General features: G+C 71.0%; 31 protein-coding genes. 4 read left to right on the top strand and 27 right to left on the bottom strand.

From position 1 onward, the window contains the following. Positions 1 to 10 precede the first annotated feature (10 nt). Positions 11 to 574 carry a L,D-transpeptidase gene (locus tag ABT360_RS01985; RefSeq protein WP_351809189.1) on the top strand — a complete coding sequence of 188 codons (564 nt, stop codon included), beginning with the start codon at positions 11 to 13 and terminating at the stop codon, positions 572 to 574. A gap of 419 nt (positions 575 to 993) precedes the next feature. Here ABT360_RS01985 and ABT360_RS01980 read toward each other — a convergent pair whose 3' ends face one another. The 9 genes from ABT360_RS01980 to ABT360_RS01940 form a co-directional block, all read right to left on the bottom strand. Beyond that, positions 994 to 1,182, bottom strand: coding sequence for a hypothetical protein (locus tag ABT360_RS01980; protein WP_351809186.1), 189 nt, complete (start codon positions 1,180 to 1,182; stop codon positions 994 to 996). 141 nt (positions 1,183 to 1,323) lie between these two features. Further along, a complete protein-coding gene (gene tsaE / locus ABT360_RS01975; protein WP_351809183.1) occupies positions 1,324 to 1,839 on the bottom strand; it encodes a tRNA (adenosine(37)-N6)-threonylcarbamoyltransferase complex ATPase subunit type 1 TsaE in 516 nt (171 codons plus the stop codon). Next, positions 1,811 to 3,046 (bottom strand): alpha/beta fold hydrolase, encoded by a 1,236-nt coding sequence (locus ABT360_RS01970; RefSeq protein ID WP_351809180.1) that lies wholly within the window; start codon positions 3,044 to 3,046, stop codon positions 1,811 to 1,813. The genes tsaE and ABT360_RS01970 overlap by 29 nt, the downstream gene beginning before the upstream one ends. A gap of 24 nt (positions 3,047 to 3,070) precedes the next feature. Next, the gene (gene alr / locus ABT360_RS01965) at positions 3,071 to 4,216 is read right to left on the bottom strand and encodes an alanine racemase (RefSeq protein WP_351809177.1); all 1,146 of its coding nucleotides are present in this window, start codon (positions 4,214 to 4,216) and stop codon (positions 3,071 to 3,073) included. A gap of 57 nt (positions 4,217 to 4,273) precedes the next feature. Next, the gene (locus ABT360_RS01960) at positions 4,274 to 5,698 is read right to left on the bottom strand and encodes an NAD(P)H-hydrate dehydratase (protein WP_351809174.1); all 1,425 of its coding nucleotides are present in this window, start codon (positions 5,696 to 5,698) and stop codon (positions 4,274 to 4,276) included. 4 nt (positions 5,699 to 5,702) lie between these two features. Then, positions 5,703 to 6,071, bottom strand: a complete 369-nt coding sequence (locus ABT360_RS01955; protein WP_351809172.1) for a holo-ACP synthase — start codon at positions 6,069 to 6,071, stop codon at positions 5,703 to 5,705. Next, complete coding sequence (gene glmS, locus ABT360_RS01950) at positions 6,068 to 7,915, bottom strand: glutamine--fructose-6-phosphate transaminase (isomerizing) (RefSeq protein WP_351809169.1); 1,848 nt, start codon at positions 7,913 to 7,915, stop codon at positions 6,068 to 6,070. Before glmS ends, ABT360_RS01955 begins: the two co-directional genes overlap by 4 nt. A gap of 117 nt (positions 7,916 to 8,032) precedes the next feature. Beyond that, the gene (locus tag ABT360_RS01945; protein ID WP_351809166.1) at positions 8,033 to 8,842 is read right to left on the bottom strand and encodes an ABC transporter permease; all 810 of its coding nucleotides are present in this window, start codon (positions 8,840 to 8,842) and stop codon (positions 8,033 to 8,035) included. Continuing rightward, positions 8,839 to 9,840, bottom strand: a complete 1,002-nt coding sequence (locus tag ABT360_RS01940; protein WP_351809162.1) for an ATP-binding cassette domain-containing protein — start codon at positions 9,838 to 9,840, stop codon at positions 8,839 to 8,841. Before ABT360_RS01940 ends, ABT360_RS01945 begins: the two co-directional genes overlap by 4 nt. 168 nt (positions 9,841 to 10,008) lie before the next feature. On the opposite strand from ABT360_RS01940, the gene coaA reads away from it, so the two are divergent. Next, the gene (gene coaA, locus ABT360_RS01935) at positions 10,009 to 10,992 is read left to right on the top strand and encodes a type I pantothenate kinase (RefSeq protein ID WP_351809159.1); all 984 of its coding nucleotides are present in this window, start codon (positions 10,009 to 10,011) and stop codon (positions 10,990 to 10,992) included. Positions 10,993 to 11,029: 37 nt separating this feature from the next. Beyond that, the gene (locus ABT360_RS01930; RefSeq protein ID WP_351809156.1) at positions 11,030 to 11,968 is read left to right on the top strand and encodes a DUF389 domain-containing protein; all 939 of its coding nucleotides are present in this window, start codon (positions 11,030 to 11,032) and stop codon (positions 11,966 to 11,968) included. Between the two features lie 69 nt (positions 11,969 to 12,037). Here ABT360_RS01930 and glmM read toward each other — a convergent pair whose 3' ends face one another. The 4 genes from glmM to ABT360_RS01910 form a co-directional block, all read right to left on the bottom strand. Further along, complete coding sequence (gene glmM, locus ABT360_RS01925; protein ID WP_351809153.1) at positions 12,038 to 13,396, bottom strand: phosphoglucosamine mutase; 1,359 nt, start codon at positions 13,394 to 13,396, stop codon at positions 12,038 to 12,040. A 109-nt stretch (positions 13,397 to 13,505) separates the two neighbouring features. Next, positions 13,506 to 14,024, bottom strand: a complete 519-nt coding sequence (rpsI, locus tag ABT360_RS01920; RefSeq protein WP_351809149.1) for a 30S ribosomal protein S9 — start codon at positions 14,022 to 14,024, stop codon at positions 13,506 to 13,508. Positions 14,025 to 14,065: 41 nt separating this feature from the next. Further along, entirely contained in the window at positions 14,066 to 14,509 is a 444-nt protein-coding gene (rplM, locus tag ABT360_RS01915; RefSeq protein ID WP_105868316.1) for a 50S ribosomal protein L13, read from the bottom strand. A gap of 383 nt (positions 14,510 to 14,892) precedes the next feature. Beyond that, the gene (locus ABT360_RS01910; RefSeq protein ID WP_351809147.1) at positions 14,893 to 16,512 is read right to left on the bottom strand and encodes an ABC-F family ATP-binding cassette domain-containing protein; all 1,620 of its coding nucleotides are present in this window, start codon (positions 16,510 to 16,512) and stop codon (positions 14,893 to 14,895) included. A 55-nt stretch (positions 16,513 to 16,567) separates the two neighbouring features. Between ABT360_RS01910 and ABT360_RS01905 the strand changes: the two genes are divergently transcribed. Next, a complete protein-coding gene (locus tag ABT360_RS01905) occupies positions 16,568 to 17,476 on the top strand; it encodes a hypothetical protein (protein WP_351809144.1) in 909 nt (302 codons plus the stop codon). On the opposite strand, the gene truA is transcribed toward ABT360_RS01905, so the two are convergent. The 14 genes from truA to rplR all read right to left on the bottom strand — a co-directional run bounded on the left by truA (position 17,441) and on the right by rplR (position 26,925). Beyond that, positions 17,441 to 18,304, bottom strand: a complete 864-nt coding sequence (gene truA / locus ABT360_RS01900) for a tRNA pseudouridine(38-40) synthase TruA (RefSeq protein WP_351809141.1) — start codon at positions 18,302 to 18,304, stop codon at positions 17,441 to 17,443. The two genes, ABT360_RS01905 and truA, sit on opposite strands and share 36 nt — an antisense overlap. A gap of 74 nt (positions 18,305 to 18,378) precedes the next feature. Continuing rightward, positions 18,379 to 18,891: a 50S ribosomal protein L17 gene (gene rplQ / locus ABT360_RS01895; protein WP_351809138.1), complete on the bottom strand. Its 513-nt coding sequence runs from the start codon at positions 18,889 to 18,891 to the stop codon at positions 18,379 to 18,381. Positions 18,892 to 18,980: 89 nt separating this feature from the next. Then, positions 18,981 to 20,003: a DNA-directed RNA polymerase subunit alpha gene (locus ABT360_RS01890; protein ID WP_003956430.1), complete on the bottom strand. Its 1,023-nt coding sequence runs from the start codon at positions 20,001 to 20,003 to the stop codon at positions 18,981 to 18,983. Between the two features lie 225 nt (positions 20,004 to 20,228). Next, complete coding sequence (gene rpsK, locus ABT360_RS01885) at positions 20,229 to 20,633, bottom strand: 30S ribosomal protein S11 (RefSeq protein WP_003956432.1); 405 nt, start codon at positions 20,631 to 20,633, stop codon at positions 20,229 to 20,231. 64 nt (positions 20,634 to 20,697) lie between these two features. Then, positions 20,698 to 21,078, bottom strand: coding sequence for a 30S ribosomal protein S13 (gene rpsM / locus ABT360_RS01880; protein ID WP_064069941.1), 381 nt, complete (start codon positions 21,076 to 21,078; stop codon positions 20,698 to 20,700). 185 nt (positions 21,079 to 21,263) lie between these two features. Further along, positions 21,264 to 21,377 (bottom strand): 50S ribosomal protein L36, encoded by a 114-nt coding sequence (rpmJ, locus tag ABT360_RS01875; RefSeq protein ID WP_003956441.1) that lies wholly within the window; start codon positions 21,375 to 21,377, stop codon positions 21,264 to 21,266. A 57-nt stretch (positions 21,378 to 21,434) separates the two neighbouring features. Beyond that, entirely contained in the window at positions 21,435 to 21,656 is a 222-nt protein-coding gene (gene infA / locus ABT360_RS01870; protein ID WP_003956442.1) for a translation initiation factor IF-1, read from the bottom strand. 220 nt (positions 21,657 to 21,876) lie between these two features. After that, positions 21,877 to 22,728: a type I methionyl aminopeptidase gene (map, locus tag ABT360_RS01865; RefSeq protein WP_351809134.1), complete on the bottom strand. Its 852-nt coding sequence runs from the start codon at positions 22,726 to 22,728 to the stop codon at positions 21,877 to 21,879. 116 nt (positions 22,729 to 22,844) lie between these two features. Next, complete coding sequence (locus tag ABT360_RS01860) at positions 22,845 to 23,504, bottom strand: adenylate kinase (RefSeq protein ID WP_351809131.1); 660 nt, start codon at positions 23,502 to 23,504, stop codon at positions 22,845 to 22,847. Then, positions 23,504 to 24,823 (bottom strand): preprotein translocase subunit SecY, encoded by a 1,320-nt coding sequence (gene secY, locus ABT360_RS01855; protein ID WP_351809128.1) that lies wholly within the window; start codon positions 24,821 to 24,823, stop codon positions 23,504 to 23,506. Before secY ends, ABT360_RS01860 begins: the two co-directional genes overlap by 1 nt. A 430-nt stretch (positions 24,824 to 25,253) precedes the next feature. Continuing rightward, the gene (gene rplO / locus ABT360_RS01850; protein ID WP_344363065.1) at positions 25,254 to 25,709 is read right to left on the bottom strand and encodes a 50S ribosomal protein L15; all 456 of its coding nucleotides are present in this window, start codon (positions 25,707 to 25,709) and stop codon (positions 25,254 to 25,256) included. Between the two features lies 1 nt (position 25,710). Further along, complete coding sequence (rpmD, locus tag ABT360_RS01845) at positions 25,711 to 25,893, bottom strand: 50S ribosomal protein L30 (protein WP_041130781.1); 183 nt, start codon at positions 25,891 to 25,893, stop codon at positions 25,711 to 25,713. After that, positions 25,893 to 26,498 (bottom strand): 30S ribosomal protein S5, encoded by a 606-nt coding sequence (rpsE, locus tag ABT360_RS01840; RefSeq protein WP_006376045.1) that lies wholly within the window; start codon positions 26,496 to 26,498, stop codon positions 25,893 to 25,895. Before rpsE ends, rpmD begins: the two co-directional genes overlap by 1 nt. A 43-nt stretch (positions 26,499 to 26,541) precedes the next feature. Then, positions 26,542 to 26,925, bottom strand: a complete 384-nt coding sequence (rplR, locus tag ABT360_RS01835) for a 50S ribosomal protein L18 (RefSeq protein ID WP_031076680.1) — start codon at positions 26,923 to 26,925, stop codon at positions 26,542 to 26,544.

Genomic DNA, 26,925 nt, shown 5'->3' with positions numbered 1-26,925 from the left:
GGGCAGCAACGTGGCAAGGAGCAGCTCGGGATTCGTGGCCGGGCTCACCGCGGCGGCTCTGGCCGCGGTCGCCTTCCTCGCCTACCAGGCGTCGGCCAGCGTCCCCGCCGACCTGTCGGCCGGGTCCCCTGCCCCGGCCGCCTCGCCGTCGGCCCCCGCGGCGGGCGCCCCGAAACAGCCCGCCGACCCCGCGCTGGCGCTGCCGAAGCAGTCGGGCTCGGGCGTGCGGGTGGTGTACTCGCTCGGCGAGCGGCGGGTGTGGCTGGTGGGTGAGAAGGACGTGGTCACGCGGACGTTCGCGGTCGTGCCGAGCACGGTGAGCCCGGCCCCGGGGACGTACGCGGTGACCTCCCGCTCGGGCACCGTGCCCGGCTCGGACGGCGTCCAGATCGAGCACGTCGTGCGGTTCACCAGCGTCGACGGCGTGACGATCGGCTTCAGCGCGGCCGTCGACGGCTCGCTTCCCAGCCCGGACCCGACGCGCCGGACGGGCGGCATCCGGATGAAGCGGGCGGACGGCAACGCGATGTGGACGTTCGCGACGATCAACTCGAAGATCGTCGTCGTCCCCTGACCGGCTGACCGGAGTGGTTGTGCGCCCCGCCCGGCCGGGCCACGGCGCGACGCGCGCGCATGGGGCGGCCTTGACGGCGCGCACGCCCGGGTGGTGCGCCGCCCGACGTACCCGCGCGGCGCGCGGCCTCAAACGCACGCCGACCCGCGGTCTCCTGTACGCCCACGCCGGCCCGCGGCCTCACGTACCCGCACGGCGCCCGGTCTCACGTACACGCACGGCGCCCGGTCTCACGCACCCGCACGCCGACCCGCGGCCTCACGTACCCGCAGGCCGGCCCGCCGTCTCACATACACCCACGCTCGCACGCGGCTTCACGTACACCCTGCGCGTACGCGTCGGCGCGGTCACGTGCTGCACGCGCTCGCGCGCGGCGCGCGGGTCTCGCTGTGTCGCGTCGGCGCGCGCCGACGCGCTCCCTACGCCGCCCGGCGCCGTTCGTCCGCCGTCCGGGGCTCGGCGGCGACGGTGACGTCCCGGGCGTCGTCCGCAGGGGCCGTGTCCTCGGGGTCGGCGTCGTCGGCCCTGGGCGGCGTGGAGACGGCGTTCGCCGCCGCGCACGACGCCAGCAGATCGCGCATCGGGACATCCTGCTTCGACGTCGGCATGGTCGCCTCCTCGGGCTGCGGGGCAGGCACAGTTAGGTAGACCTAACCAGGTCCTGGTACCCATGTGACCACGCCTCGGAGGTACGGCGCAACATTATGCCGACGTCTTGTCGGAAAGTACGGCGTGCGGTCGGCGTCCGGTCACCCCAGCGCCAGGTCCACGCCCGACCAGCGCGCCCCGTACCCGGTCAGCGTCACGACCCGCCGCTCGTCGTCCGTGGAGCCGACGACCCGGTGGATGACGACGTGCAGCCGGTCCTCCGTGAGGTCCTCCACCTTGCCCTCGCCCCACTCCACGACCACCACCGACTCGGGCAGCGAGACGTCCAGGTCGAGGTCCTCCATCTCGTCGAGCCCGCCGCCCAGGCGGTAGGCGTCGACGTGCACGAGGGCGGGGCCACCCACCAGGGACGGGTGGACACGGGCGATGACGAACGTCGGGGACGTCACCGCGCCGCGCACCCCCAGACCTTCGCCGATCCCGCGCGTGAGGGTCGTCTTGCCGGCGCCGAGCTCGCCGGTGAGCATGACGAGGTCGCCGGGGCGCAGCAGCTTGGCGAGCGTACGGCCCAGCTCCTGGGTCTGCTCGGGTGCGTGGAGGGTGAGACGGGCGGTGGCCGTGGCCCCCTCAGGGGCCGGGCTGTGCGGTGCTTCCATACGTGCCAACGTTAGTCGCTGCCGGTACGGCTCCGACCCGTACCAGCAGGTCCGCGAGCCGGTCGGTGACCGCCTCCGGGTGCTCCAGCATCACCAGGTGCCCGCCGTCCGGCACTATGACCAGCTCGGCGTCCGGCAGCAGGCCGGCGATCGCCTCCGTGTGGGAGCACGGTGTGACCAGGTCCTGGTCGCCGGCGAGCGCCAGCACCGGCACCTCGGCGAAGATGCTCAGCGCCTCCGCCTTGTCGTGCTCGGTGAACGCCGGGTAGAACTCGGCGACCACGTCGATGGGCGTGCCCTCGATCATCCTCTCGGCGAACCGGGAGACCGCCGGGTCCACGTCCTTCGACGAGAACGAGTAGCGCTTGATGAGCCCCGCGAACAGGTCCGCGGTGGCCCGCCGCCCCCGCTCCACCAGCTCCGCCTGTGAGCCCAGCGCCCGCAGCACCCCGGGGAGCACCCGGCGTACGGCGTTCACGCCCGCGACCGGCAGCCCGTAGTTGACCTCGCCCAGGTTGCCGCACGACGTACCGACGAAGGCGACGCCGACGACCCGTTCCCGGATGAGCTCCGGGTACTGCTCGGCCAGTGCCATCACCGTCATGCCGCCCATCGAGTGCCCCACCAGCACCAGGGGCCCCTCGGGGGCGGCGGCGTCGATGACCGCCTTCAGGTCGCGGCCGAGCTGGTCGATGGAGACCGGCACCCGGTCCGGGCCCTGCTGGGCGGCGCCCCGGCCGGAACGGCCGTGGCTGCGCTGGTCCCAGTGGACCGTGCGGACCAGGCCCCGCAGGGCGGCGCGCTGGAAGTGCCAGGAGTCCTGGTTGAGGCAGTACCCGTGGCTGAAGACGACGGTGACGGGGACGGGCGTCTTCCGCCCGAAGAGCCGGCGGCGGCGCGGCGCGCTGCTGTCCGCCTCCACCTCGTCGACCTCGTAGTACAGCTCGGTGCCGTCGTCGGCCTCGGCCCGGCCGGGAGTGCCGCGCAGCGCGCCGTACGGGCCGGCGGTGTCCAGCGCGAGGCGCGCCTTGCGGCGCATGCCGCGCCCGACGGTGAGCCGCTCGAGGGCGACACCGGCCGCCGCGCCCGCCGCGATCACTCCTATCGCGGCACCGGCGAAACCGGCGCGGCGCCAATTGCCGGCCGCGGCGGCGGAGGCGGCCGTCGCCGCTTCCACCGCCGCGTCCACCGAACTGGTCTCACTCACTACGGCTGCTCCTCAAGGCTCCCGCTACGCGTTCAGGTAGACGCGTGGTACCCGCGAACCGATGCGCGTCACGATCTCGTACGCGATCGTGTCCGCGGCGCGCGCCCAGTCCTCGGCGGTCGGCTCACCCTCATCGCCTGCCCCGAACAGCACCGCTTGTGCACCCGGCTCGACGGCGTCCCCCTGAAGGTCGACGACGAACTGGTCCATCGCGACCCGCCCGGCCACCGTCCGCACCTTGCCGCCGACCAGTACGGGGCCCCGGCCGGAGGCGTGGCGCGGGATGCCGTCGGCGTACCCGAGGGGGACGAGACCGAGGGTGGTGGCCGCCTCGGTGACGTAATGGTGCCCGTAGCTGACGCCGTGCCCGGCCGGCACGTCCTTGACGAGGGCGACGCTCCCCAGCAGCCGCATGACCGGACGCAGCCCGAAGTCGGCGGGGGCGCCGATCTCCGGACTCGGCGAGACGCCGTACATCGCGATCCCGGGCCGTACGAGGTCGAAGTGCGTCTCGGGAAGGGTGAGCGTGGCCGGGGAGTTCGCCATGTGGCGCACCTCGGGCTCGACGCCCGCCTTCTCGGCGTCCTCCAGCATCTCGCGGAACGTCTCCAGCTGGGCGCCGATGGAGGGGTGCCCCGGCTCGTCGGCACACGCGAAGTGCGACCAGACGCCGGTGACCTTCACGAGGCCCTCGGCCTGGGCGGTGAGGGCCTCGCCGACGAGGCGGGGCCAGTCGGCGGGCTGGCAGCCGTTGCGCCCGAGCCCGGTGTCGGCCTTGAGCTGCACACGCGCCGGCTGTGCGGTCCGGCGCGCCGCCTCGATGACCTCGTCCAGGGCCCACATCCCGCTCACGGACATGTCCAGCCCGGCCCGGATGCCCTCGTCCCAGGGGTCGCCGGGCGTCCACAGCCAGCACAGGACGGGCGCGTCGATCCCGGCCGCCCGCAGCGCGAGCGCCTCGTGCGGGGTGGCGGTGCCGAGCCAGGTGGCACCTGCCTCCAGCGCCGCGCGCGCACAGGGCACGGCCCCGTGCCCGTACGCGTCGGCCTTCACGACGCCCATGACCTGAACGTCCGTCCCCACGCGCCCCCGCAGGGCACGCACATTGGCGCGCAACGCCCCGAGGTCGATCTCGGCACGGGCGCGAAGGGTCTGCGGTGTCTCACTCATCGCGCCCAGTCTCTCAGGTGCGCGCCCCGGCCCGGCCGACCCCGGCTGTCGCCCCGATCACGCCCGCGCGTCCGCCACGTCCCGCCACGCCCCGGGCAGCGCCTCCGCCACGTCGTACGCGGCGACGGGGGCGTCCCGGGAGGCGCGGCGGGCCGCCAGGCCGTGGAGGTAGGCGGCGGCCGAGGCGGCGTCGCGGGGGGCGAGGCCCGCCGCCAGCAGCGAGCCCGCGAGGCCCGACAGGACGTCGCCGCTCCCGGCGGTGGCCAGCCAGGGCGTACCGGTGGGGTTGACGCGAACCGGACCGTCGGCGGAGGCCACCAGGGTCGTCGAGCCCTTGAGCAGCACCGTCGCGCCGTACCGGCCCGCCAGTTCCCGTACCGCCTCCAGGCGCCGGGACTCCACGTCCTCCCGGGCGGTTCCCAGGAGCGCCGCGGCCTCACCGGCGTGCGGGGTGAGCACCGTGGGCGCCGGGCGGGAGCGCACCGCCCTCGGGTCCAGGTTCCGCAGCCCGTCGGCGTCCACCAGCACCGGGACGTCCGAGCCGAGGACGTCGTCCACGCCCGGCGTGTCGCCCAGGCCCGGCCCGATCACCCACGCCTGCACGCGCCCCGCCTTGGCGGGCGGCCCCGCGTGCACCAGGGTCTCCGGGTGGCGCGCGAGCACCGCGTCGCCGGCCGGCCCGACGTACCGCACCGCCCCGGCGCCGCCCCGCAGCGCGCCCGACACCGCGAGGACGGCCGCGCCGGGGTAGCGCGCCGACCCGGCGACGACCCCGACGACGCCCCGCCGGTACTTGTCGCTCTCCCCCACCGGGACGGGCAGCAGCCGCGCCACGTCCTCGCGTTGCAGCGCCTCGGCGTCCGGCACCGGAGGCAGGGCGAGCCCGATGTCGACGAGCCGCAGGGCCCCCGCGTACTCCCGCGCCGGGTCGATCAACAGCCCCGGCTTGTACGTCCCGAACGTCACCGTGGCGTCCGCCCGTACCGCCTCCCCGTGCACCTCGCCGGTGTCGGCGTCCACGCCGCTCGGCAGGTCGACGGACACCAGCACGGCGCCGCAGTCGCGTGCGGCCCTGGCGACGGGCACCGCATCGGGCCGAAGCCCTCCGCGGCCGCCGATCCCGGTGATGCCGTCCACCACGAGGTCGGCCCGGTCCAGCGCGTCGTACGGGTCGTCGGTGACCCGGCCCCCGGCGCCCCGCAGCGCGTCCAGCCCGCCGGCGTGCGCCCGCGAGCCCAGCAGCACCGCCGACACGCCCGCGCCCCGGCGCGCCAGCCGGGCGCCCGCGTACAGCGCGTCGCCCCCGTTGTCGCCGCTGCCGACGAGCAGCACCACCCGGGCGCCGTACACCCGGCGAAGCAGCCCGGCGCACGCGGCGGCCAGCCCCGCAGCCGCCCGCTGCATCAGCGCGCCGTCCGGCAGCTTCGCCATCACCTCGGCCTCGGCGGCCCGTACGGTCTCCACACGGTAAGCGGTACGCATGGGCTCAACCCTCCGCGATCACCACGGCCGACGCCACCCCCGCGTCATGGCTGAGCGACACATGCCACTGCCGTACGCCCAGCTCGGCGGCGCGCGCGGCGACCGTGCCGCGCACCCGCAGCCGGGGCTGCCCGCTGTCCTCGACGTACACCTCGGCATCCGTCCACTGGAGCCCGGCCGGTGCGCCCAGCGCCTTCGCGATCGCCTCCTTGGCCGCGAACCGCGCCGCGAGCGAGGCGATCCCGCGCCGCTCCCCGCTCGGCAGCAGCAACTCCCGCTCCAGGAACAGCCGCTGCGCCATGTGCGGCGTACGCTCCATCGCCGCCGCGAACCGGTCGATCTCCGCCACGTCGATCCCCACCCCGATGATCATTCGACGGTGACCGACTTCGCCAGGTTGCGCGGCTGGTCCACCTCGTTGCCGCGGGCCGTGGCCAGCTCGCAGGCGAACACCTGCAACGGCACCGTCGACACCATCGGCTGGAGCAGCACCGGCGTCGCCGGGACGCGGATCAGGTGGTCCGCGTAGGGCGTGACCGCCTCGTCCCCCTCCTCCGCGATCACGATGGTGCGGGCGCCCCGCGCCCGGATCTCCTGGATGTTCGACACGATCTTGTCGTGGAGGACCGACCGGCCACGCGGGGAGGGGACCACGACCACGACCGGCAGGTCCTTCTCGATCAGAGCGATCGGCCCGTGCTTCAGCTCACCGGCGGCGAAGCCCTCCGCGTGCATGTACGCGAGCTCCTTGAGCTTCAACGCGCCCTCCAGGGCCACCGGATAGCCCACGTGCCGGCCCAGGAACAGCACCGTGTTCTTGTCCGCCAGCGACCGCGCCAGCTCCCGCACCGGCTCCATGGTCTCCAGCACCCGCTCGACGTCCTCGGCGATCCGCGCGAGGTCCCTGACGACCGCCCGGATCTCGTCGCCCCACTTCGTCCCCCGCACCTGCCCCAGGTACAGCGCCAGCAGGTACACCGCCACGAGCTGCGTCAGGAACGCCTTGGTGGACGCGACCGCCACCTCCGGGCCGGCGTGCGTGTAGAGCACGCCGTCCGACTCGCGCGGGATCGTCGAGCCGTTGGTGTTGCAGATGGCGAGCACGCGCGCGCCCTGCGCCCGGGCGTGCCGCAGCGCCATCAGGGTGTCCATGGTCTCGCCGGACTGCGAGATCGCGATCACCAGCGTCCGCTCGTCCAGGATCGGGTCACGGTAGCGGAACTCGCTGGCCAGCTCCACCTCGCACGGGATGCGCGTCCAGTGCTCGATGGCGTACTTGGCGATCAGCCCGGCGTGGAACGCCGTCCCGCACGCCACGACGACCACCTTGTGCGCCTCGCGCAGCACCGCGTCGGGGATCCGCAGCTCGTCCAGCGTCAGCGAACCGCCCTCGTCGATACGGCCCAGGAGGGTGTCGGCGACCGCCTTCGGCTGCTCGGCGATCTCCTTCAGCATGAAGTAGTCGTATCCCCCCTTCTCGGCAGCCGAGGTGTCCCAGTCGACGTGGTACGCGCGCACATCGGCGGGCGCGCCGTCGAAGTCGGTGACGGTCACCCCGTCCCGGCGCAGCTCCACCACCTGGTCCTGGCCGAGCTCGATCGCGGAGCGCGTGTGGGCGATGAACGCGGCCACGTCGGAGGCGAGGAACGCCTCGCCCTGGCCGACCCCCACCACCAGCGGCGAGTTGCGCCGGGCGCCGACGACCACGTCCGGCTGGTCGGCGTGCACGGCGACCAGGGTGAAGGCGCCCTCCAGCCGCCGGCACACCAGCCGCATCGCCTCCGCCAGGTCGCCGCACGACGAGAACGACTCGGCCAGCAGGTGCGAGACGACCTCGGTGTCCGTCTCGGACTCCAGGGTGTGCCCCCGGTCGGTCAGTTCGGCGCGCAGCGACGCGAAGTTCTCGATGATGCCGTTGTGGACGACGGCGACCCGCCCGGCGTTGTCGAGGTGCGGGTGCGCGTTGGCGTCGGTGGGCCCGCCGTGCGTGGCCCACCGGGTGTGCCCGATCCCCGCGTTGCCGGTCGGCAGCGGCCGGCTCTTGAGCTCCTTCTCCAGGTTGACGAGCTTGCCCGCCTTCTTCGCCGCGGCCATCGAGCCGTCGGCGAGCACCGCGACACCGGCCGAGTCGTAGCCCCGGTACTCGAGCCGCTTGAGGCCCGCGATCACCACATCAAGCGCCGACTGCCCGCCGACGTAACCCACGATTCCGCACATGCCGAGCAGCCTAAAGCCGCCCGCCCCCGCACGTCCTCCGACGCCACCCGCCCGGGCACCGGGCCGGGCCGCCCGGCCCACCCGCACCGGTGTCCGGCCCCCACCCGCGCCCCCGGGTCAGGCCTTCGCCCGGTAGGCGCGCATGGCCAGCGGGTAGAACACGACGGCTATGCCCGCCGCCCAGACCAGTGACCACAGCAGGGGCCGGCCCACCTCGCCGCCGAGCAGCAGGCCTCGGAACGCGTCCGACAGGTGCGTCACCGGATTGACGTTCACCCAGGCCTGGAGCCAGCCGGGCATCGTGTCGACCACGACGAACGCGCTGCTGGTGAAGGTGATCGGGAAGATCAGCGTGAAACCGAACGCCTGCACCTTCTCCGCGTCACCCGCCAGCATCCCGATGAGCACCGCGCACCAGGACACGGCCGCCGCGAAGGCGATCACCAGCAGGACGCCCGCCAGGAATCCCCCGAAGCCGCCGGTCACGCGGAAGCCCAGCGCCAGGCCGAGGCCGAGCATCAGCAGCACCGCCCACAGGTGCTTGGCCAGGTCGGCGGTGATCCGGCCGATCAGGGGCGCGGACCGGGCTATCGGCAGGCTCCGCAGCCGGTCGAACACCCCCTTGGTGAGGTCGGTGTTGAGGGCCATGGCCGTGTAGATCGTCATGAACAGCGTGTTCTGGACGATGATGCCCGGCAGCGCGTACTTCAGGTACGCGTCGGGCGACCCGGCCATCTGCCCGCCCATCACGTACGTGAAGAGGAACACGAACATGATCGGCGTGATGCTGTAGTCGACGAGCTCCAGTGGGTTGTGCTTGACGGCCACCAGGCTCCGCCACGCCATCGTGGCGGTCTGCCGGAGGCTCGCGCCGGCCCGCACCCGGCCGCTCGCGGTCAGGGGCGTGCCCATCGCCGTGGCGGTCATGCCGAACTCACCGCCTGCTCGATGTCGCTGTCGTCCGGTGCGGGCGCCGCCCCGTCGCCGGTACCGTCCTCCGCCCGGTGCCCGGTGAGCGCCAGGAAGACCTCGTCCAGCGACGAGCGGCGCAGGGTCAGCTCGCCCACCGCGATCCCCGCGCCGTCCAGCCGCCGCACGACGGCGGGCATCAGCTCCGGGTCGTTCACCGGGGCGGTGATCACGTCACCCTCGATCTGCGTCTGGTGCCCCGCCGCCTCGGCCACCAGCGCGTGGGCGCCCGCCAGGTCGTGCGCCCGCACCGGCCGCACCTGGAGGACCTGGCCGCCGACCTGGGACTTCAGCTCGTCGGGGGTGCCCTCGGCGATGACCCGGCCCTTGTCGATCACCACGATCTCGTCGGCGAGCATGTCCGCCTCGTTCAGATACTGGGTGGTCAGCAGGGCGGTGACGCCCTCGGCGACCAGGCCGCGCAGCATGTCCCACAGCTCGCCGCGGCTGCGCGGGTCCAGGCCGGTGGTCGGCTCGTCCAGGAACAGGATCCGCGGCCGGCCCACCAGGCTCGCCGCCAGGTCCAGCCTGCGCCGCATGCCGCCGGAGTACGTCTTCACCGCGCGCCCCGCCGCATCGGCCAGCCCGAAGCGGTCCAGCAGCTCCGCCGCCCTCGCCCTGGCCTCCCGCCGCGGCATCCCCAGCAGGCGTCCGATCAGCAGCAGGTTCTCCGTGCCCGTCAGGTTCTCGTCGACCGCCGCGTACTGCCCGGTGAGGCCCACGAGGGAACGCACCACCCCCGCCTCCCGCACCACGTCGTGCCCGGCGACCAGCGCCCGGCCGGCGTCGGGCTCCAGCAGGGTGGCGAAGATCCGGACGGCCGTGGTCTTCCCCGCCCCGTTCGGCCCCAGCAGCCCCAGCACCGTCCCGGTACGGGCGGCCAGGTCCACGCCGTCCAGCGCCTGGGTCTCCTTGAACCGTTTGGCCAGGCCTTCCGCCTGGATCGCGTACGTCATGGGACTGATCCCCTCGGCTCGAGGTCGTGCCGCGCGGACGCCGGAGCCCCGACGCCCACCTTCCCCACAACTGTGACGCACGCCACTGACATTCCAGCCGCCACGCGGGTGGGCCAGGGTGACCGAGCACACGGCCCACAACACCTCCGCAAGCACGACAATGGCCGTGTGATCACTTCGCCGCCACGCAGCGCCGCCGCCCACCGCCGTGCGGAGGCCACTCCGTACGTCGACCTCACCCGCGAGGAGTGGAGCGCACTGCGTGACAAGACGCCGCTGCCCCTCACCGCGGAGGAGGTCGAGCAGCTGCGCGGTCTCGGCGACGTCATCGACCTCGACGAGGTCCGCGACATCTACCTCCCGCTCTCCCGCCTCCTCAACCTGTACGTCGGCGCCACCGCCAATCTCCGCGGCGCCCTCAACACGTTCCTCGGCGAGAAGAGCGCCCAGCGCGGCACCCCGTTCGTCATAGGGGTCGCCGGCTCCGTCGCCGTCGGCAAGTCCACCGTCGCCCGGCTCCTCCAGGCGCTCCTCGCCCGCTGGCCCGAGCACCCGCGTGTGGAGCGGGTCACCACCGACGGGTTCCTCCTGCCCATGAAGGAGCTCCAGGAGCGCGGCCTGATGTCCAGGAAGGGCTTCCCCGAGTCGTACGACCGGCGCGCCCTGACCCGGTTCGTCGCCGACATCAAGGCGGGCAAGGACGAGGTCACCGCCCCCGTCTACTCCCACCTGATCTACGACATCGTCCCCGGCGAGCGCCTCACGGTCCGGCGCCCCGACATCCTGATCGTCGAGGGGCTGAACGTCCTGCAGCCCGCGCTGCCCGGCAAGGACGGCCGCACGCGCGTCGGCCTCGCCGACTACTTCGACTTCTCGGTGTACGTCGACGCGCGCCCCGAGGACATCGAGGCCTGGTACCTGAATCGTTTCCGCAAGCTGCGCGCGACCGCGTTCCAGAACCCGTCCTCGTACTTCCAGAAGTACACGCAGGTCAGCGAGGAGGAGGCGCTGGACTACGCCCGTACCATGTGGCGGACCATCAACAAGGTGAATCTGCTGGAGAACGTGGCGCCGACGCGCGGGCGTGCCACCCTCGTCGTACGCAAGGGCCCGGACCACAAGGTCCAGCGGCTCTCCCTCCGAAAGCTCTGACCTCTGACGACCACGACGACCCCGAAGGACCGCGGCCGTGCTGCACCTGCGCCTGATCGTCCCGGCCGACCGCACCGACGAGGTGGTCGGCACCATCGAGAAGACGGTCGGCACGACCCATCTCGCCGTCATCCCCGGCGCCGCCCGCGACCCGGCCGGCGACCTCGTGCTGTGCGACGTGGCCCGTGAGGCGGGCGACGAGCTGATCTCCGACCTGTGCGCCCTGGGGCTGGACAGGTCCGGTTCGATCGCGGTCGAGGACATCGGCCTGTCGCTGTCGAAGCACGCGGAGAGGGCGGAGAGGAACGCGCCCGGCGAGGGCGCCGACGCGGTGCTGTGGGAACAGCTCCAGGAAGCCACGCACGAGGAGTCGACGCTCAGCGTGACGTACGTGGCGTTCCTGACGCTGGCCACGATGATCGCGGCCTGCGGCGTGGTGCTGGACAACGCCATCCTGATCGTGGGCGCGATGGCGGTGGGCCCGGAGTTCGGCCCACTGGCCGGTATCTGTACGGCGCTGGTGCAGCGCCGGCCGCGCCTGGCCGTACGGTCGCTGGTCGCCCTGCTGGTGGGCTTCGCGGCCGCCATGGCGCTGACGGTGCTGTTCAGCCTGGCCATGGACGCGACGGGCCTGTTCACCGAGACCATGCTGCACGGCGACCGGCCCAACACCGCCTTCATCTGGGCACCGGACTGGTTCTCGTTCGTCGTCGGCCTCCTCGCGGGCGCAGCCGGAATGCTGTCGCTGACGTCGGCGAAGTCGGGCGCGCTGGTCGGGGTGGCCATCTCCGTCACCACCGTCCCGGCGGCGGCGAACGCCGCCGTGGCGCTGGGTTACGGCGACCTCGTCCAGACGAAGGGCTCGGTCGAGCAGCTGCTGCTGAACCTGGTGGCGATCATCGTCGCCGGCACGCTGACGCTGCTGACGCAGAAGTACTTCTGGGCGCGCCAGCGCCGCCGTGCGCAGCGGGCCTGACCGTACGTACGCGAAAGGGGCGCCCCACCGGCGAGGTGGGGCGCCCCTTCACATCAGTCACATCAGTGGTCAGCCCAGCGCGGACTTCACCACGTCGGCGAGCTCGCCGGCGACCGCGCGGGCCTGCTCGATGTCGGCGGCCTCGACCATGACGCGGACCAGCGGCTCGGTGCCCGAGGGGCGCAGCAGTACGCGGCCGGTGCTGCCCAGCCGGCGCTCGGCGTCCGCGACGGCGGTGCCCAGTTCGGCGGAGGTCTTCACCCGCGTCTTGTCGACGTCCTTGACGTTGATGAGCACCTGCGGCAGCCGCTCCATGACCCCGGCCAGCTCGGCCAGCGACCGCCCGGTCGCCGCGACGCGCGCGGCCAGCATCAGACCGGTCAGGGTGCCGTCGCCGGTGGTGGCGTGGTCGAGGACGATGACGTGCCCGGACTGCTCGCCGCCCAGGGCGTAGCCGTGCTCCTTCATCGACTCCAGGACGTAGCGGTCGCCGACCGCCGTCTGGACGAGCTGGAGGCCCTCGCGCTCCATGGCGAGCTTGAAGCCCAGGTTCGACATGACGGTGGCGACGACGGTGTCGCCGCGCAGGGTCCCGGCCTCGCGCATCGCCAGCGCGAGCACCGCCAGGATCTGGTCGCCGTCGACCTCGGCGCCCGTGTGGTCCACGGCCAGGCAGCGGTCGGCGTCGCCGTCGTGGGCGATGCCGAGGTCCGCGCCGTGCTCGACGACGGCGGCCTTCAGCATCTCCAGGTGGGTGGAGCCGCAGCCGTCGTTGATGTTGAGCCCGTCGGGGGTGGCGCCGATGGTGATGACCTCGGCCCCGGCCTGCTGGAAGGCGGCGGGCGACACGCCGGACGCGGCGCCGTGCGCCTCGTCGAGGACGATCTTGAGCCCGTCGAGCCGGTTCGGCAGGACGCTCAGCAGGTGGGCGACGTACTGGTCAAAGCCCTCGAGGTAGTCGGCGACACGGCCGACACCGGCGCCGGTCGGCCGGTCCCACGGCTCACCGGTGCGGTGCTGCTCGTACACCGCCTCGATGCGGTCCTCCAGCTCGTCGGCCAGCTTGTGGCCGCCGCGCGCGAAGAACTTGATGCCGTTGTCCGGCATGGCGTTGTGGCTGGCGGAGAGCATCACGCCCAGGTCGGCACCGAGCGCGCCCGTCAGGTACGCGACGGCCGGCGTCGGCAGCACGCCGACCCGCATGACGTCCACGCCCGCACTCGCGAGGCCCGCCACGACGGCGGCCTCCAGGAACTCTCCCGACGCACGCGGGTCACGCCCGACCACGGCGGTCGGCCGGTGTCCTTCAAAGGTCCCCGCTTCGGCGAGCACGTGCGCCGCCGCGACCGACAGGCCGAGCGCGAGCTCCGCCGTCAGATCCGCGTTGGCGACACCGCGCACACCGTCCGTGCCGAAGAGTCGTCCCACAGCTGTCCTCCGAGTTACTCCGAAAAAGCAAGGTGAAGCGTATAGACGTACGCCCCGGCAGCACGAAGGTGCCGCCGGGGCGTACGTTGAGCAGACCGAGCAGGCGTGATTAGCGCTTGCTGTACTGCGGGGCCTTACGGGCCTTCTTGAGACCGGCCTTCTTGCGCTCGACCGCACGGTCGTCGCGGCTCAGGAAGCCGGCCTTCTTCAGCGCGCCGCGGTTGTTGTCCACGTCCGCCTCGTTCAGCGCGCGGGCCACGCCGAGGCGCAGGGCGCCGGCCTGGCCGGAGACGCCGCCACCCGAGATGCGGGCGATGACGTCGTAGCGGTTGTCGAGCTCGAGCACCTTGAAGGGCTCGTTGACTTCCTGCTGGTGCACCTTGTTCGGGAAGTAGTCCTCGAGGGTGCGACCGTTGATCTTCCACTTGCCGGTGCCCGGGACGATCCGGACGCGGGCGATGGCGTTCTTGCGGCGGCCCAGGCCGGCGGCCGGCTGCGGCTCGCCGAAGCGGGACGCGAGGGACTCCGAGGTGTACTCGCCCTCGACGGGGACCTCGGACTCGAAGGTGGTGACCTCGGCGTAGGTCTCCTCGCCCTCGATGGGGTTCTCAACAGTGGTCTCGGCCACGATGCTCCTCAGATTCTTTTCGTCTTAGGGGGTGGCCGGACTTACTGCGCGACCTGGGTGATCTCGAACGGGACCGGCTGCTGAGCAGCGTGCGGGTGGTTCTCGCCCGCGTAGACCTTCAGCTTCGAGAGCATCTGACGGCCAAGGGTGTTCTTCGGGAGCATGCCCTTGACGGCCTTCTCAACGGCCTTCTCGGGGTTCTTCTCGAGCAGCTCGTCGTAGCGGACGGAACGCAGACCACCCGGGTAACCGGAGTGGCGGTACGCCATCTTCTGGGTCCGCTTGTTGCCGGACAGGTGCACCTTGTCGGCGTTGATGATGATGACGAAGTCACCAGCGTCAACGTGCGGCGCATAGATCGGCTTGTGCTTGCCCCGCAGAAGGGTGGCGGCGGTGGTCGCCAGACGGCCCAGGACGATGTCCTGCGCGTCGATGATGTGCCACTGGCGCGTCACATCGCCGGGCTTGGGGCTGTACGTACGCACGGTCGTAGCCTTCGCTTCTTCAGTGAGTGGGTCCTGACAAGGCCACCCGGACGATCACGACAGCCTAGACGGCACGTCGGGGACGCAACCCGAGTGCCAGTCGCTGGTCATCGGCCCGGTGGACCGGCGTAACGGCCTCTCACGTGAGAACGAGCAAGCCAATACGCATAACGAACCAGAAGAATACGCGCCGTCCCCCACCCGGGTCAAAACCGGCCCGTCCCGCACGGCGCGCGCACGGGGCCGGATCCGGCCAGGGGGCGCCCAGCGCCCGGGCGAGGGCCGCGGACATTTCCCGGTCGAACGCCCCGGTGATCTCGCCTCGCCCGGCCTCCGGCGGACGGCCGGCCGCCGTCCACCGGGGTCGGCCGCGCCGCGCGCGGTTATCGCGCGCGCTCCACCCGCCGCTCGTCCCACACCGGCTCCGGGGTCTCCCGGACCACGCCGTCCGAGCCGAAGACCAGGTACCGGTCGAAGGAGCGGGCGAACCAGCGGTCGTGCGTGACCGCCAGCACCGTGCCCTCGTACGCCTCCAGGCCCACCTGGAGGGCCTCGGCCGACTCCAGGTCCAGGTTGTCCGTCGGCTCGTCCAGCAGCAGCGCGGTGGTCCCCGCCAGCTCCAGCAGCAGGATCTGGAACCGCGCCTGCTGCCCGCCCGACAGCCGGTCGAACACCTGGTCGCCCTGCTGCTCCAGCTCGTACCGCCGCAGCACCGACATCGCCCCGCCCCGGTCCTTGGCGTGCTCGGTCCACAGGATGTCGACCAGCGTGCGGCCCATCAGCTCGGGGTGCGCATGGGTCTGGGCGAAGTGCCCGGGCACCACCCGCGCACCCAGCTTCCACGACCCGCTGTGCGCGACGTCCTCCCCCGCCAGCAGCCGCAGGAAGTGGGACTTGCCGGAGCCGTTCGAGCCGAGCACGGCCACCCGCTCCCCGTAGAAGACCTCCAGCGAGAAGGGCTTCATCAGGCCCGTGAGCTCCAGCTCCTGGCACGTCACGGCCCGCACGCCCGTGCGCCCGCCCCGCAGCCGCATCCGGATGTCCTGCTCCCGCGGCGGCTCCGGCGGCGGACCGGCCTCCTCGAACTTCCGCAGCCGCGTCTGAGCGGCCGCGTACCGCGACGCCATCTCATGGCTGACCGACGCCGCCTGCCGCAGGTTCACCACCAGCCGCTTCAGCTGGGCGTGCTTCTCCTCCCACCGGCGCTTCAGTTCCTCGAACCGGGCGAACCGCTCCCGCCGCGCCTCGTGGAACGTCCCGAAGCCGCCTCCGTGCACCCACACGTCCGACCCCGCCGGCCCGGGCTCCACGGCCACGATCTTCTCGGCGGCCCGCGCCAGCAGCTCCCGGTCGTGCGAGACGAACAGGACGGTCTTGCGGGTCTCGGCCAGCCGCTCCTCCAGCCAGCGCTTGCCGGGGACGTCCAGATAGTTGTCCGGCTCGTCGAGGAGCAGCACCTCCTCGGGGCCACGCAGCAGCGCCTCCAGCACCAGCCGCTTCTGCTCACCGCCGCTGAGCGTGCGCACCTCACGGAACTGGGCCTTGTCGTACGGCACGCCCAGCGCCGCCGTGGTGCACATGTCCCAGACGGTCTCGGCCTCGTACCCGCGCGCCTCCGCCCAGTCGCTCAGCGCCTGGGCGTACGCCATCTGCGCGGCCTCGTCGTCCACCGTCAGGATCCGGTGCTCGGCGGCGTCCACCGCGGCCGCGGCCTCCCGGATCCGCGCCGGGGCGACCGACACCAGCAGGTCCCGCACGCTCCGCCCGTCCCGTACCGACCCCACGAACTGCGGCATCACGCCCAGCCCGCCCGACACGGTCACCGTGCCGCCGTGCGGCTGGAGGTCCCCCGCGATCAGCCGCAGCAGCGTCGTCTTGCCGGCCCCGTTCGCGCCGACGAGCGCCACGACCGCGCCCTCGCCCACCCGGAACGACACGTCGCCGAGCAGCACCCGCCCGTCCGGCAGGCAGTACTCCAGATGCGCGACCTCTACATGTCCCATGGCCGCATTGTCTCCGGGGGCCGACCCCCGGCCCAACCGGTTTAGGATGCGCGGCATGAGCTTTGGGGGACCGCAGTGGCCGCAGCAGCCGCAAGACCCGTACCGGCCGGACCCGTACCAGGATCCGTACCAGCAGAACCAGCCGTACACGGCGCAGACGCCGGACTGGAGCGCGCTGGCGGAGGCCTCGGCCGCCCGTACGCGCCGTAAGCGCCTGCTGCTCGTCGGCGGCGCCGCGCTCGCCACCGCGCTCGTGGGCACCGTGATCGCGGCGGCCATCGTCTCCACCGGCAAGAAGGACGACGACGGCGCCAACCTCGCGGACACCACCAGCGGCGCCCCCGAGCTCCCCACCGACACCGCCAAGCCGCAACCGTCCTTCTCCTCGGTCGCTCCCCCGCCCCCGCCGAACCCGATGGACTTCATCTCCAGCGCCCAGAAGGACAAGGCCCCGCTCAGCGCGGAGTCCCTCTTCCCCGGCCAGAAGCTCACCGTGGGCGACCGCGTCTACAAGAAGGGCGCCACCGCCTCCACCACCACCTGTGCGGCAGCCGCGGAGGACGGCCTCGGCGGGGTCCTGGAGCGGAACGGCTGCGAGCGCGTGATCCGCGCCACGTACGAGAGGGACGGCGTCGCCATCACGGTCGGCGTCGCGCTCTTCGACACCAAGGCGGCCGCGCTCAAGGCCAAGGAGCAGGCGGTGGGCGGCGTCACCCCGCTCGCCGGCTCGGGCGTCAACGGCTTCTGCCAGGCCCAGACGGTGTGCCTGCGCCGCGCGAACTCGATCGGCCGGTACGCCTACTTCACGCAGGCGGGCTTCACCAGCGGCAAGAAGGTCACCAAGAGCGACGGCGCGGTCTTCAAGGCCAGCGACGACCTCGGGACGTTCGCCTTCAACCAGATCTACGCCCGCGGCCGCGCCCAGGCCTCAGCAGCAGCCACCGCTCCCGCGGGCGGCCAGTGACCGCTTGTTGCGGGCCTCCAGGTTCCTGGCGGCCAGCAGTTCGTCGGCCGGGTAACCGACCTCCTCCAGCGTGAGCCCGTGCGGCCGTACGACATGGACGGCCGAGTCGCGCACGCCCGCGGCCAGCACCTTCCCCGGCCAGTCCACCGGCCGGTGCCCGTCGCCGACGAACAGCAGCGCGCCGACCAGCGAGCGGACCATGTTGTGGCAGAAGGCGTCCGCCTTCACCGTGGCCTCCAGGACCCCGGACGGCAGCCGCTCCCAGCGCAGCTCCTGGAGCGTACGGATGGTCGTCGCCCCGTCCCGCTTCTTGCAGTACGCGGCGAAGTCGTGCTCGCCCACCAGGGGCTCGGCGGCCGCGTTCATGGCGTCGACGTCCAGCGGCCAGTCGTGCCACAGGATGTGCCCGCGCAGCAGCGGGTCGACCCCGCCCGGCCGGTCGGTCACCCGGTAGGCGTACCGCCGCCAGATCGCCGAGAACCGCGCGTTGAACCCGCTCGGCGCCTCCTCGACCTTCCAGACCCGTACGTCGTGCCCCAGCCGCCCGGCCAGCCGCCGCAGCAGCTTGTCCCGGTGCTCGGCCCACACGGCCTCCGGGAGGTCGACGTGGGCGACCTGCCCGCGCGCGTGGACGCCCGCGTCCGTGCGGCCCGCGACGGTCAGCTCGTACGTCTCGGGCGACCGCGTCACGGTACGCAGCGCGTCCTCGATCTCACCCTGCACGGTCCGCTGCCCACCGGCCTGCTTGGCCCAGCCGTGGAAGTCCTTGCCGTCGTACGAAAGGTCCAGCCGTACCCGTACGAAGCCGGGCTTCACGTCATCGCTCACGCGTCAATCCTCTCAAGCCGAACGGGCCCGCCCCCGAGGGGGGCGGGCCCGTCCGTCAGCCTTCAGAACGCGGTTCAGGCGTCCTTGGACTCTTCGGCCTTGGCCTCGTCAGCCTTGGCCTCCGCCTCGTCGGCCTTCGCCTCGTCGACCTTGGCGTTGGCCTCGTCGGCCTCCTTGACCGCGCGCTTCGTCGCAGCCTCGGCCTCGGCGACGGTCGCCTTCTTGGCGATCTCGCCCTCGACCAGCTCGATGACCGCCATCGGGGCGTTGTCGCCACGACGGTTACCGATCTTGGTGATGCGGGTGTAGCCACCCGGGCGCTCGGCGTAGCGCGGAGCGATCTCGGTGAAGAGCGTGTGCACGATGCCCTTGTCCGTGATCGTCTGCAGCACCAGGCGACGGTTGTGGATGTCGCCCTTCTTCGCCTTGGTGATCAGGCGCTCGGCGACCGGACGCAGGCGGCGGGCCTTGGCCTCGGTCGTGGTGATGCGGCCGTGCTCGAAGAGCGACTTCGCGAGGTTCGCGAGGAGCAGCTTCTCGTGCGCGGCGCTGCCGCCCAGACGGGCACCCTTGGCGGGCTTCGGCATGGTGTTTCTCCTTGTGATCTGCCCCGGCCGTATCAGGTACCGGGGTCAGGGCCCCGCAGGCGGTCGCCTGCGGGCAGCAATCGCAGCTACTAGTACTGCTCGGTCTCGACGAAGCCCGCGTCCGCGTCGTCGTCGGCGCCGAAGGCGTCGGCGGCGGCGGTCGGGTCGAATCCGGGCGGGCTGTCCTTGAGGGCCAGGCCCATGCCGGCCAGCTTCGCCTTGACCTCGTCGATCGACTTCGCACCGAAGTTGCGGATGTCGAGCAGGTCGGCCTCGGAACGCGCCACGAGCTCACCCACGGAGTGAATGCCCTCGCGCTTGAGGCAGTTGTACGAACGAACGGTGAGCTCGAGCTCCTCGATCGGCAGCGCCAGGTCGGCGGCGAGGGCGGCGTCCGTCGGGGACGGGCCCATGTCGATGCCCTCGGCGTCGATGTTGAGCTCGCGCGCCAGACCGAACAGCTCGACCAGGGTCTTACCGGCCGACGCCATGGCGTCACGCGGACGCATGGCCTGCTTGGTCTCGACGTCGACGATCAGCTTGTCGAAGTCGGTGCGCTGCTCGACACGCGTCGCCTCGACCTTGTACGTGACCTTCAGGACCGGCGAGTAGATCGAGTCGACCGGGATGCGGCCGATCTCCTGACCCACCTGCTTGTTCTGGACGGCGGAGACGTAGCCGCGACCGCGCTCGACGGTCAGCTCCATCTCCAGCTTGCCCTTGCCGTTCAGCGTGGCGAGCACCAGGTCGGGGTTGTGCACCTCGACACCGGCCGGCGGGGCGATGTCGGCCGCGGTCACGAGGCCCGGGCCCTGCTTGCGCAGGTACATCACGACCGGCTCGTCGTGCTCGCTGGACACGACCAGCTGCTTGATGTTGAGGATGAGGTCGGTGACGTCCTCCTTGACGCCCGGCACGGTGGTGAACTCGTGCAGGACACCGTCGATGCGGATGGACGTGACCGCCGCACCCGGGATCGAGGAGAGGAGCGTACGGCGAAGCGAGTTGCCGAGCGTGTAGCCGAAGCCCGGCTCCAGCGGCTCGATGACGAACCGCGAGCGGTACTCGTCAACAACCTCTTCGGTCAGCGAGGGACGCTGAGCGATAAGCATGGTGTGTTTCCTTCAGTCGTGGACGCCCGCTATTTGACGTCCTCTGATACTGCAAGGGTACGGGCGGCACGCCCCCGAAGAGCCGTACCGCCCGGAACCTCACAAAACAAGCAGCAGCCGTGCGTCAGACGCGGCGGCGCTTCGGCGGACGGCAGCCGTGCTGCGCATTCCCGGGGGATAACCCCCGGACCCCCAGCAGACCACCGTCCTGTCCGCAGCCGTGCGTCAGACGCGGCGGCGCTTCGGCGGACGGCAGCCGTTGTGCGGCGTGGGGGTGACGTCCTGGATGGAGCCGACCTCGAGACCGGTCGCCTGGAGCGAACGGATGGCCGTCTCACGACCCGAGCCCGGGCCCTTGACGAAGACGTCGACCTTGCGCATGCCGTGCTCCTGCGCGCGGCGGGCGGCCGACTCGGCGGCCATCTGCGCGGCGAAGGGGGTGGACTTGCGCGAGCCCTTGAAGCCGACGTGGCCGGCGGAGGCCCAGGAGATCACGTTGCCCGAGGGGTCGGTGATCGAAACGATGGTGTTGTTGAACGTGCTCTTGATGTGGGCGTGCCCGTGAGCGACGTTCTTCTTTTCCTTGCGGCGCACCTTCTTGGCAGCGCCCTGACGACCCTTGGGGGGCATGTCTTACTCCTACGGGAGGTGGTCGGTCCTACAGCGAAGACCGTGGACAGTCGTCCGCTGCGGACTACTTCTTGCCCGGCTTCTTCTTACCGGCGATGGCGCGACGCGGGCCCTTGCGGGTACGAGCGTTCGTGCTGGTGCGCTGGCCGTGGACCGGCAGACCGCGACGGTGGCGCAGACCCTGGTAGCAGCCGATCTCGACCTTGCGGCGGATGTCGGCCTGGATCTCGCGACGGAGGTCACCCTCGGTCTTGAGGTTGGCGTCCACGTACTCGCGGATCTTGACCAGGTCCTCTTCGGACAGGTCACGAACGCGGGTGTTCGGGTTCACACCGGTGGAGGCGAGGGTCTCCTTCGCCAGGGTGCGGCCGATACCGAAGACGTAGGTGAGTGCGACCTCCACGCGCTTGTCGCGCGGGATGTCAACACCGGAAACGCGTGCCATTCAATGGCTCCTGTGTGTTCGGGGGTCTTCCGCAGTGCCGCTCCGTGGCCGCCGTACGAGGTACGGACCAGGTCCCCGGCCCCCGCCGGAGGTGTCGCCGACCCTGTGAGGGCTTGGCGGGCACTGCGTATGTACGAATTTGCTCGCGTCGCGCGAAGAACTGCGGAGGTGCAGGTCGGCGTGCGTCAGCCCTGGCGCTGCTTGTGGCGCAGGTTGTCGCAGATGACCATGACCCGACCGTGACGGCGGATCACCTTGCACTTGTCGCAGATCTTCTTGACGCTCGGCTTGACCTTCATGGGATGTGAGGTTCTCCGGGTCAGTGCCACCGCCCCACACGTGGGGCGCGACAAGATCTACTTGTATCGGTAGACGATCCGCCCACGCGTCAGGTCGTACGGAGACAGCTCCACGACGACCCGGTCGTCCGGGAGGATACGGATGTAGTGCATCCGCATCTTGCCGGAGATGTGCGCGAGGACCTTGTGACCGTTCTGGAGCTCCACCTTGAACATGGCGTTCGGCAGGGACTCGATCACGGTGCCCTCAATTTCGATGGCACCTTGCTTCTTGGCCACGCTTCGCCCTTCGAATCGGCTACCTTGATCGACTCTCGTCGCCGTGTGTGGACACACGGGTACACGAGAGCCGACGCATCAGTCTACGTCAGGCCATTCGAAAAGACGAATTCAGAAGTGTGCCCACGGCGGAAGATCCTTACTCGACCGCCACCGGGCGGACGGTCCGGCCCGCCGCGCCCCCGCACGGGGCGGTCGCCGAGCCGGGCCGGGAGAGCCGTCAGGCCAGGGGGTCCGGGGCGGCGGTGACGCCCAGCTCCGCGAGTTTGGCCTTGCCGCCGTCCGGGGCCGTGAGGACCAGGGGGCCCTCCTCCGTGAGGGCCACCGAGTGCTCCCAGTGGGAGGACCAGGTGCCGTCCGTCGTGATGACGGTCCAGTCGTCCTCCAGGACCTCCGTGCGGGGGGTACCGAGCGACACCATCGGCTCGATCGCCAGGCAGAAGCCGGGCACCAGCTTGGGGCCCTTGCCGCGCTTGCGGGTGACGTAGTTCAGCAGGTGCGGGTCCATGTGCATCTCGGTGCCGATGCCGTGGCCGCCGTAGTCCTCGATGATCCCGAACTTGCCCAGGCTGTGCTCGCCGGTCGCCGGGCGCGGCTGGCGGCGGATGTAGGACTCGATCGCCTTGGAGATGTCCACCAGCCGGTTGCCGTTCTTCATGGCGGCGATGCCGGCCCACATCGACTCCTCGGTCACCCGGGAGAGCTCGATCAGCTCCGGGGCGTGGCCCGAACCCACGAAGGCCGTGTAGGCGGCGTCACCGTGCCAGCCGTCGACGATCGCGCCGCAGTCGATGGAGATGATGTCGCCGTCCTTCAGGACGACGTCGTCGCTCGGGATGCCGTGGACGACGACCTCGTTCACGGACGTGCAGATCGTGGCGGGGAACCCGCCGTACCCCAGGAAGTTCGACTTCGCCCCGTGGTCGGCGATCACCTTCCGCGCGACCTCGTCCAGGTCCTTCGTCGTCGCGCCCGGCACCGCCGCCTCGCGCGTCGCCGCGTGGATGGCGGCGACGACAAGTCCCGCCTCGCGCATCTTCGCGATCTGCTCGGGAGTCTTGATCTGCACCATGACGGCTGACGCCTTTCCAAACGGAGAACGGGGTGACCTCACCACGATACGGCCGTACGACAGCGGCCGCGGCGCCCCGAAGGGCACCGCGGCCGAAGCACAGCAGCAACGTCGTACTACGCGGCCTTCTCGCCCCGCAACGCCGCCATCGCCCGCCCGGTGACCTCGTCGACCTTGCCGAGCGCGGAGATGGTGACCACCAGGCCCTGGGCCTTGTAGTAGTCGATGATCGGCTCGGTCTGCGTGTGGTAGACCTCCAGTCGCTTGCGGACGGTCTCCTCGGAGTCGTCGTCGCGCTGGTACAGCTCGCCACCGCAGTGGTCGCAGACACCTTCCGCCCTCGGCGGCGCGTACGTCACGTGGAAGACGTGGGCGCTGTCGTTGCGGCAGATGCGGCGGCCCGCGATCCGCTTGACGACCTCGTCCTCCTCGACCTCCAGGTCGAGGACGGCGTCCAGCTTCATGCCCTCGCCGACGAGCATGGCGTCCAGCGCCTCGGCCTGGGCCACGTTCCGCGGGAAGCCGTCGAGCAGGAAGCCGTTCACGGCGTCCGGCTGCTCCATGCGGTCCTTGGCCATGCCGATGGTGACCTCGTCGGGTACGAGGTTGCCGGCGTCCATGTACGCCTTGGCCTTCTTGCCCAGCTCCGTGCCCTGACTGATGTTGGCGCGGAACAGGTCGCCCGTGGAGATGTGCGGAATCGACAGGTTCTTGGCAAGGAACGCGGCCTGCGTTCCCTTGCCCGCACCGGGCGGTCCGACGAGGACGATTCGCATCAGCGGAGGAACCCTTCGTAATTGCGCTGCTGGAGCTGGCTCTCGATCTGCTTCACGGTCTCCAGCCCCACACCCACGATGATGAGGATGCTCGTCCCGCCGAACGGGAAGTTGGCATTGGCCCCGCCGAAGCCTGCCAACGCCATCGTCGGCACAAGAGCGATCAGACCCAGATACAGCGAGCCCGGCCAGGTGATCCGGTTGAGCACGTAGCTCAGGTACTCGGCAGTAGGTCGACCAGCCCGGATACCCGGGATGAAGCCACCATACTTCTTCATGTTGTCCGCGACTTCCTCGGGGTTGAACGAGATCGCCACATAGAAGAAGGCGAAGAACACGATCAACAGGAAGTACACGGTGATGTAGTAGGGGTGGTCACCCTTGACGAAGTGGGCTTCGATCCAGGTCTTCCAGCCGGAGGTCGAGGTGGAGAACTGAGCGATCAAGGCCGGAATGTAGAGCAGCGACGAAGCGAAGATGACAGGAATCACACCTGCCTGGTTCACCTTGAGCGGGATGTACGTGGACGTACCGCCGTAGGACCTGCGGCCGATCATGCGCTTCGCGTACTGCACCGGGATGCGGCGCTGGGCCTGCTCGACGAAGACGACCAGGGCCACCATCACGAAGCCGATCAGGATGACGGTGCCGAACTCGATCCAGCCCTGGGCGAGCTTGCCGCTCACCTTGATGGCCCACAGGGCGCCGGGGAAGCCGGCGGCGATCGAGATGAACATCAGGATCGACATGCCGTTGCCGATGCCGCGGTCGGTGACGAGCTCACCGAGCCACATCACGACGGCGGTGCCCGCGGTCATGGTGATGACCATCAGGATGGTCACGAAGATCGACCGGTCCGGGACGACCTGGCCGGCCACCGTGCAGCCGCTGAACAGCGCGCCGGTGCGGGCCGTGGCCACCAGGCCGGTGCCCTGGAGGATCGCCAGGGCGATCGTCAGATAACGCGTGTACTGCGTGATCTTGGCGGTACCGGCCTGTCCCTCCTTCTTGAGGGCCTCGAGGCGCGGGATGACGACGGTCAGCAGCTGCAGGATGATGCTCGCCGTGATGTACGGCATGATGCCGAGCGCGAAGATGGTGATCTGCAGAAGCGCCCCGCCGCTGAACAGGTTCACCAGGCCGAGCAGGCTGTTGCCGCCCTTGCTGGCCTCGTCCACGCACTGCTGGACGGACTGGTAGTCGACGCCCGGGACGGGGATGTGGGCCCCGAGCCGGTAGATCACGATGATGCCCAGCGTGAAGAGCAGCTTCTTGCGCAGGTCGGGCGTCTTGAACGCCCGGGCGAACGCGGTGAGCACGGTGCCTCCTGCGACCCCCGCGTTACGCGCGTGAGGGTGACGGTTTGGTAAGTGAGTAGATACAAACACGGCAGCCTTACGCCACGGGGGCAGACTGCCGGGACACTAACAGCGGCTACCATACCCGGCCGCCACGCCCGCGTGAAACGTCGCTGAGGCACGTCAACCGCGGGTAAGGCCAATCCCCTCGGGCAACCGGTCGACCGGCCCCTCCCGGGCCAACGACCGAGCGGCCCCGATCGACACCCGGCACAGGGCACCTACGGCCAACATGTCCGAAACCCGCCCCCCGCCGCCGCTCGGCGCGGCCGCACCCAGGCGGCCGCCGGGGCCCCGGCGCCGGGACGGGCCCGTACGGAAAAGAGCCTGGCCGACACCCACGAGGGGTGCCGGCCAGGCTCTTTTCCGTCAGTGTCCGTCAGGACGAAGCTCAGACGAGCTCGGTGACGGTACCGCCGGCGGCGGTGATCTTCTCCTTGGCGGAGCCGGAGACGGCGTCAACCGAAACCTGCAGCGCCACGGAGATCTCGCCCTGGCCCAGGACCTTGACGAGGCTGTTCTTGCGCACCGCGCCCTTGGCGACCAGGTCGGCCACCGTGACCTCGCCACCCTCGGGGTAGAGGGAGGCGAGCTTGTCCAGGTTCACGACCTGGTACTCGGTGCGGAAGGGGTTCTTGAAGCCCTTCAGCTTCGGGAGACGCATGTGGAGGGGCATCTGCCCACCCTCGAAGCGCTCCGGAACCTGGTAACGGGCCTTGGTGCCCTTGGTACCACGACCGGCCGTCTTACCCTTCGACGCCTCACCACGACCGACACGGGTCTTCGCGGTCTTGGCACCGGGGGCGGGACGGAGGTTGTGGACCTTCAGCGGGTTCTGCTCCGCCATGTCAGTCGACCTCCTCGACCGTCACGAGGTGGCGGACGGTGTGCACCATTCCGCGGAACTCGGGGCGGTCCTCCTTGACAACCACGTCGCCCAGGCGCTTGAGGCCCAGGGAACGCAGGGTGTCGCGGTGGTTCTGCTTGCTGCCGATGTACGACTTCGTCTGCGTGACCTTGAGGCGAGCCATTACGCACCCGCCCCTGCACGCGCACGGAGGAGAGCCGCGGGGGCGACGTCCTCGAGGGGCAGACCACGGCGAGCCGCGATCTCCTCGGGACGCTGCAGGCCCTTGAGGGCCGCCACGGTCGCGTGCACGATGTTGATCGCGTTGGACGAGCCGAGCGACTTCGACAGGATGTCGTGAACGCCGGCGCACTCGAGCACCGCACGCACCGGGCCACCGGCGATAACACCGGTACCGGGGGAAGCAGGCTTGAGCAGGACGACGCCCGCGGCCTTCTCGCCCGTGATCGGGTGCGGGATGGTGCCCTGGATACGGGGGACCTTGAAGAAGTGCTTCTTGGCCTCCTCAACACCCTTGGCGATGGCGGCCGGCACCTCCTTGGCCTTGCCGTAACCGACACCCACGGTGCCGTCACCGTCGCCCACCACGACCAGCGCGGTGAAGCTGAAGCGACGACCACCCTTCACAACCTTGGCGACGCGGTTGATCGCGACGACGCGCTCAACGTACGCGGTCTTCTCGGCGGCAGCAGCGCCGCCGTCACGGCCCTTCCGGTCCCGCCGCTCGCCGCCACCGGCACCGCTTCCGCGGCGCTGGGGTCCAGCCATTGGAATTACCTCTCTTCGTTTTCCGCTGAGCTACGGAACCGGCTCAGAACTTGAGCCCGGCTTCGCGGGCGGCGTCCGCCAGGGCGGCGATGCGCCCGGCGTACTGGTTGCCGCCACGGTCGAACACGACAGCCTCGATGCCGGCGGCCTTGGCACGCTCGGCCACGAGCTGGCCGACCTGCTTCGCCTTCGCCGACTTGTCGCCTTCGCCGCCGCGGATGGACGCGTCCAGGGTGGACGCCGACGCGAGGGTGTGACCCGCGATGTCGTCGATGACCTGAGCGGTGATCCCGCGGTTGGAACGCGTGACGACCAGGCGCGGACGCTCGGTCGTACCCGCGATCTTCTTGCGGATGCGGATGTGGCGACGCTTCAGAGCAGCGCCCTTGTAGGCCTTGCCCTTGGCAATCTTTACGCCGTATGCCAT

The sequence above is a fragment of the Streptomyces sp. NPDC000229 genome (assembly GCF_040300825.1).
Lineage (GTDB): Bacteria > Actinomycetota > Actinomycetes > Streptomycetales > Streptomycetaceae > Streptomyces.
The sequence above is the reverse complement of the archived record's forward strand: the minus strand, read 5'-3'. Positions and strand labels throughout refer to the sequence as shown.

Excerpts from the sequence above, each read along its gene's own strand:
- ABT360_RS01860 (WP_351809131.1), bottom strand. The coding sequence starts at position 23,504 with ATGCGAATCGTCCTCGTCGGACCGCCCGGTGCGGGCAAGGGAACGCAG.
- rplO (WP_344363065.1), bottom strand. The coding sequence starts at position 25,709 with ATGGCGGAGCAGAACCCGCTGAAGGTCCACAACCTCCGTCCCGCCCCC.
- ABT360_RS01890 (WP_003956430.1), bottom strand. The coding sequence starts at position 20,003 with ATGCTTATCGCTCAGCGTCCCTCGCTGACCGAAGAGGTTGTTGACGAG.
- rpsE (WP_006376045.1), bottom strand. The coding sequence starts at position 26,498 with ATGGCTGGACCCCAGCGCCGCGGAAGCGGTGCCGGTGGCGGCGAGCGG.
- ABT360_RS01910 (WP_351809147.1), bottom strand. The coding sequence starts at position 16,512 with ATGGGACATGTAGAGGTCGCGCATCTGGAGTACTGCCTGCCGGACGGG.
- map (WP_351809134.1), bottom strand. The coding sequence starts at position 22,728 with ATGGTGCAGATCAAGACTCCCGAGCAGATCGCGAAGATGCGCGAGGCG.
- tsaE (WP_351809183.1), bottom strand. The coding sequence starts at position 1,839 with ATGGAAGCACCGCACAGCCCGGCCCCTGAGGGGGCCACGGCCACCGCC.
- rplR (WP_031076680.1), bottom strand. The coding sequence starts at position 26,925 with ATGGCATACGGCGTAAAGATTGCCAAGGGCAAGGCCTACAAGGGCGCT.
- glmS (WP_351809169.1), bottom strand. The coding sequence starts at position 7,915 with ATGTGCGGAATCGTGGGTTACGTCGGCGGGCAGTCGGCGCTTGATGTG.
- ABT360_RS01955 (WP_351809172.1), bottom strand. The coding sequence starts at position 6,071 with ATGATCATCGGGGTGGGGATCGACGTGGCGGAGATCGACCGGTTCGCG.
- ABT360_RS01960 (WP_351809174.1), bottom strand. The coding sequence starts at position 5,698 with ATGCGTACCGCTTACCGTGTGGAGACCGTACGGGCCGCCGAGGCCGAG.
- rpsM (WP_064069941.1), bottom strand. The coding sequence starts at position 21,078 with ATGGCACGCGTTTCCGGTGTTGACATCCCGCGCGACAAGCGCGTGGAG.
- rplQ (WP_351809138.1), bottom strand. The coding sequence starts at position 18,891 with ATGCCGAAGCCCGCCAAGGGTGCCCGTCTGGGCGGCAGCGCCGCGCAC.
- rpmJ (WP_003956441.1), bottom strand. The coding sequence starts at position 21,377 with ATGAAGGTCAAGCCGAGCGTCAAGAAGATCTGCGACAAGTGCAAGGTG.
- alr (WP_351809177.1), bottom strand. The coding sequence starts at position 4,216 with ATGAGTGAGACACCGCAGACCCTTCGCGCCCGTGCCGAGATCGACCTC.
- ABT360_RS01945 (WP_351809166.1), bottom strand. The coding sequence starts at position 8,842 with ATGACCGCCACGGCGATGGGCACGCCCCTGACCGCGAGCGGCCGGGTG.
- rpmD (WP_041130781.1), bottom strand. The coding sequence starts at position 25,893 with ATGGCTCGCCTCAAGGTCACGCAGACGAAGTCGTACATCGGCAGCAAG.
- rpsK (WP_003956432.1), bottom strand. The coding sequence starts at position 20,633 with ATGCCCCCCAAGGGTCGTCAGGGCGCTGCCAAGAAGGTGCGCCGCAAG.
- ABT360_RS01980 (WP_351809186.1), bottom strand. The coding sequence starts at position 1,182 with ATGCCGACGTCGAAGCAGGATGTCCCGATGCGCGATCTGCTGGCGTCG.
- ABT360_RS01905 (WP_351809144.1), top strand. The coding sequence starts at position 16,568 with ATGAGCTTTGGGGGACCGCAGTGGCCGCAGCAGCCGCAAGACCCGTAC.
- ABT360_RS01940 (WP_351809162.1), bottom strand. The coding sequence starts at position 9,840 with ATGACGTACGCGATCCAGGCGGAAGGCCTGGCCAAACGGTTCAAGGAG.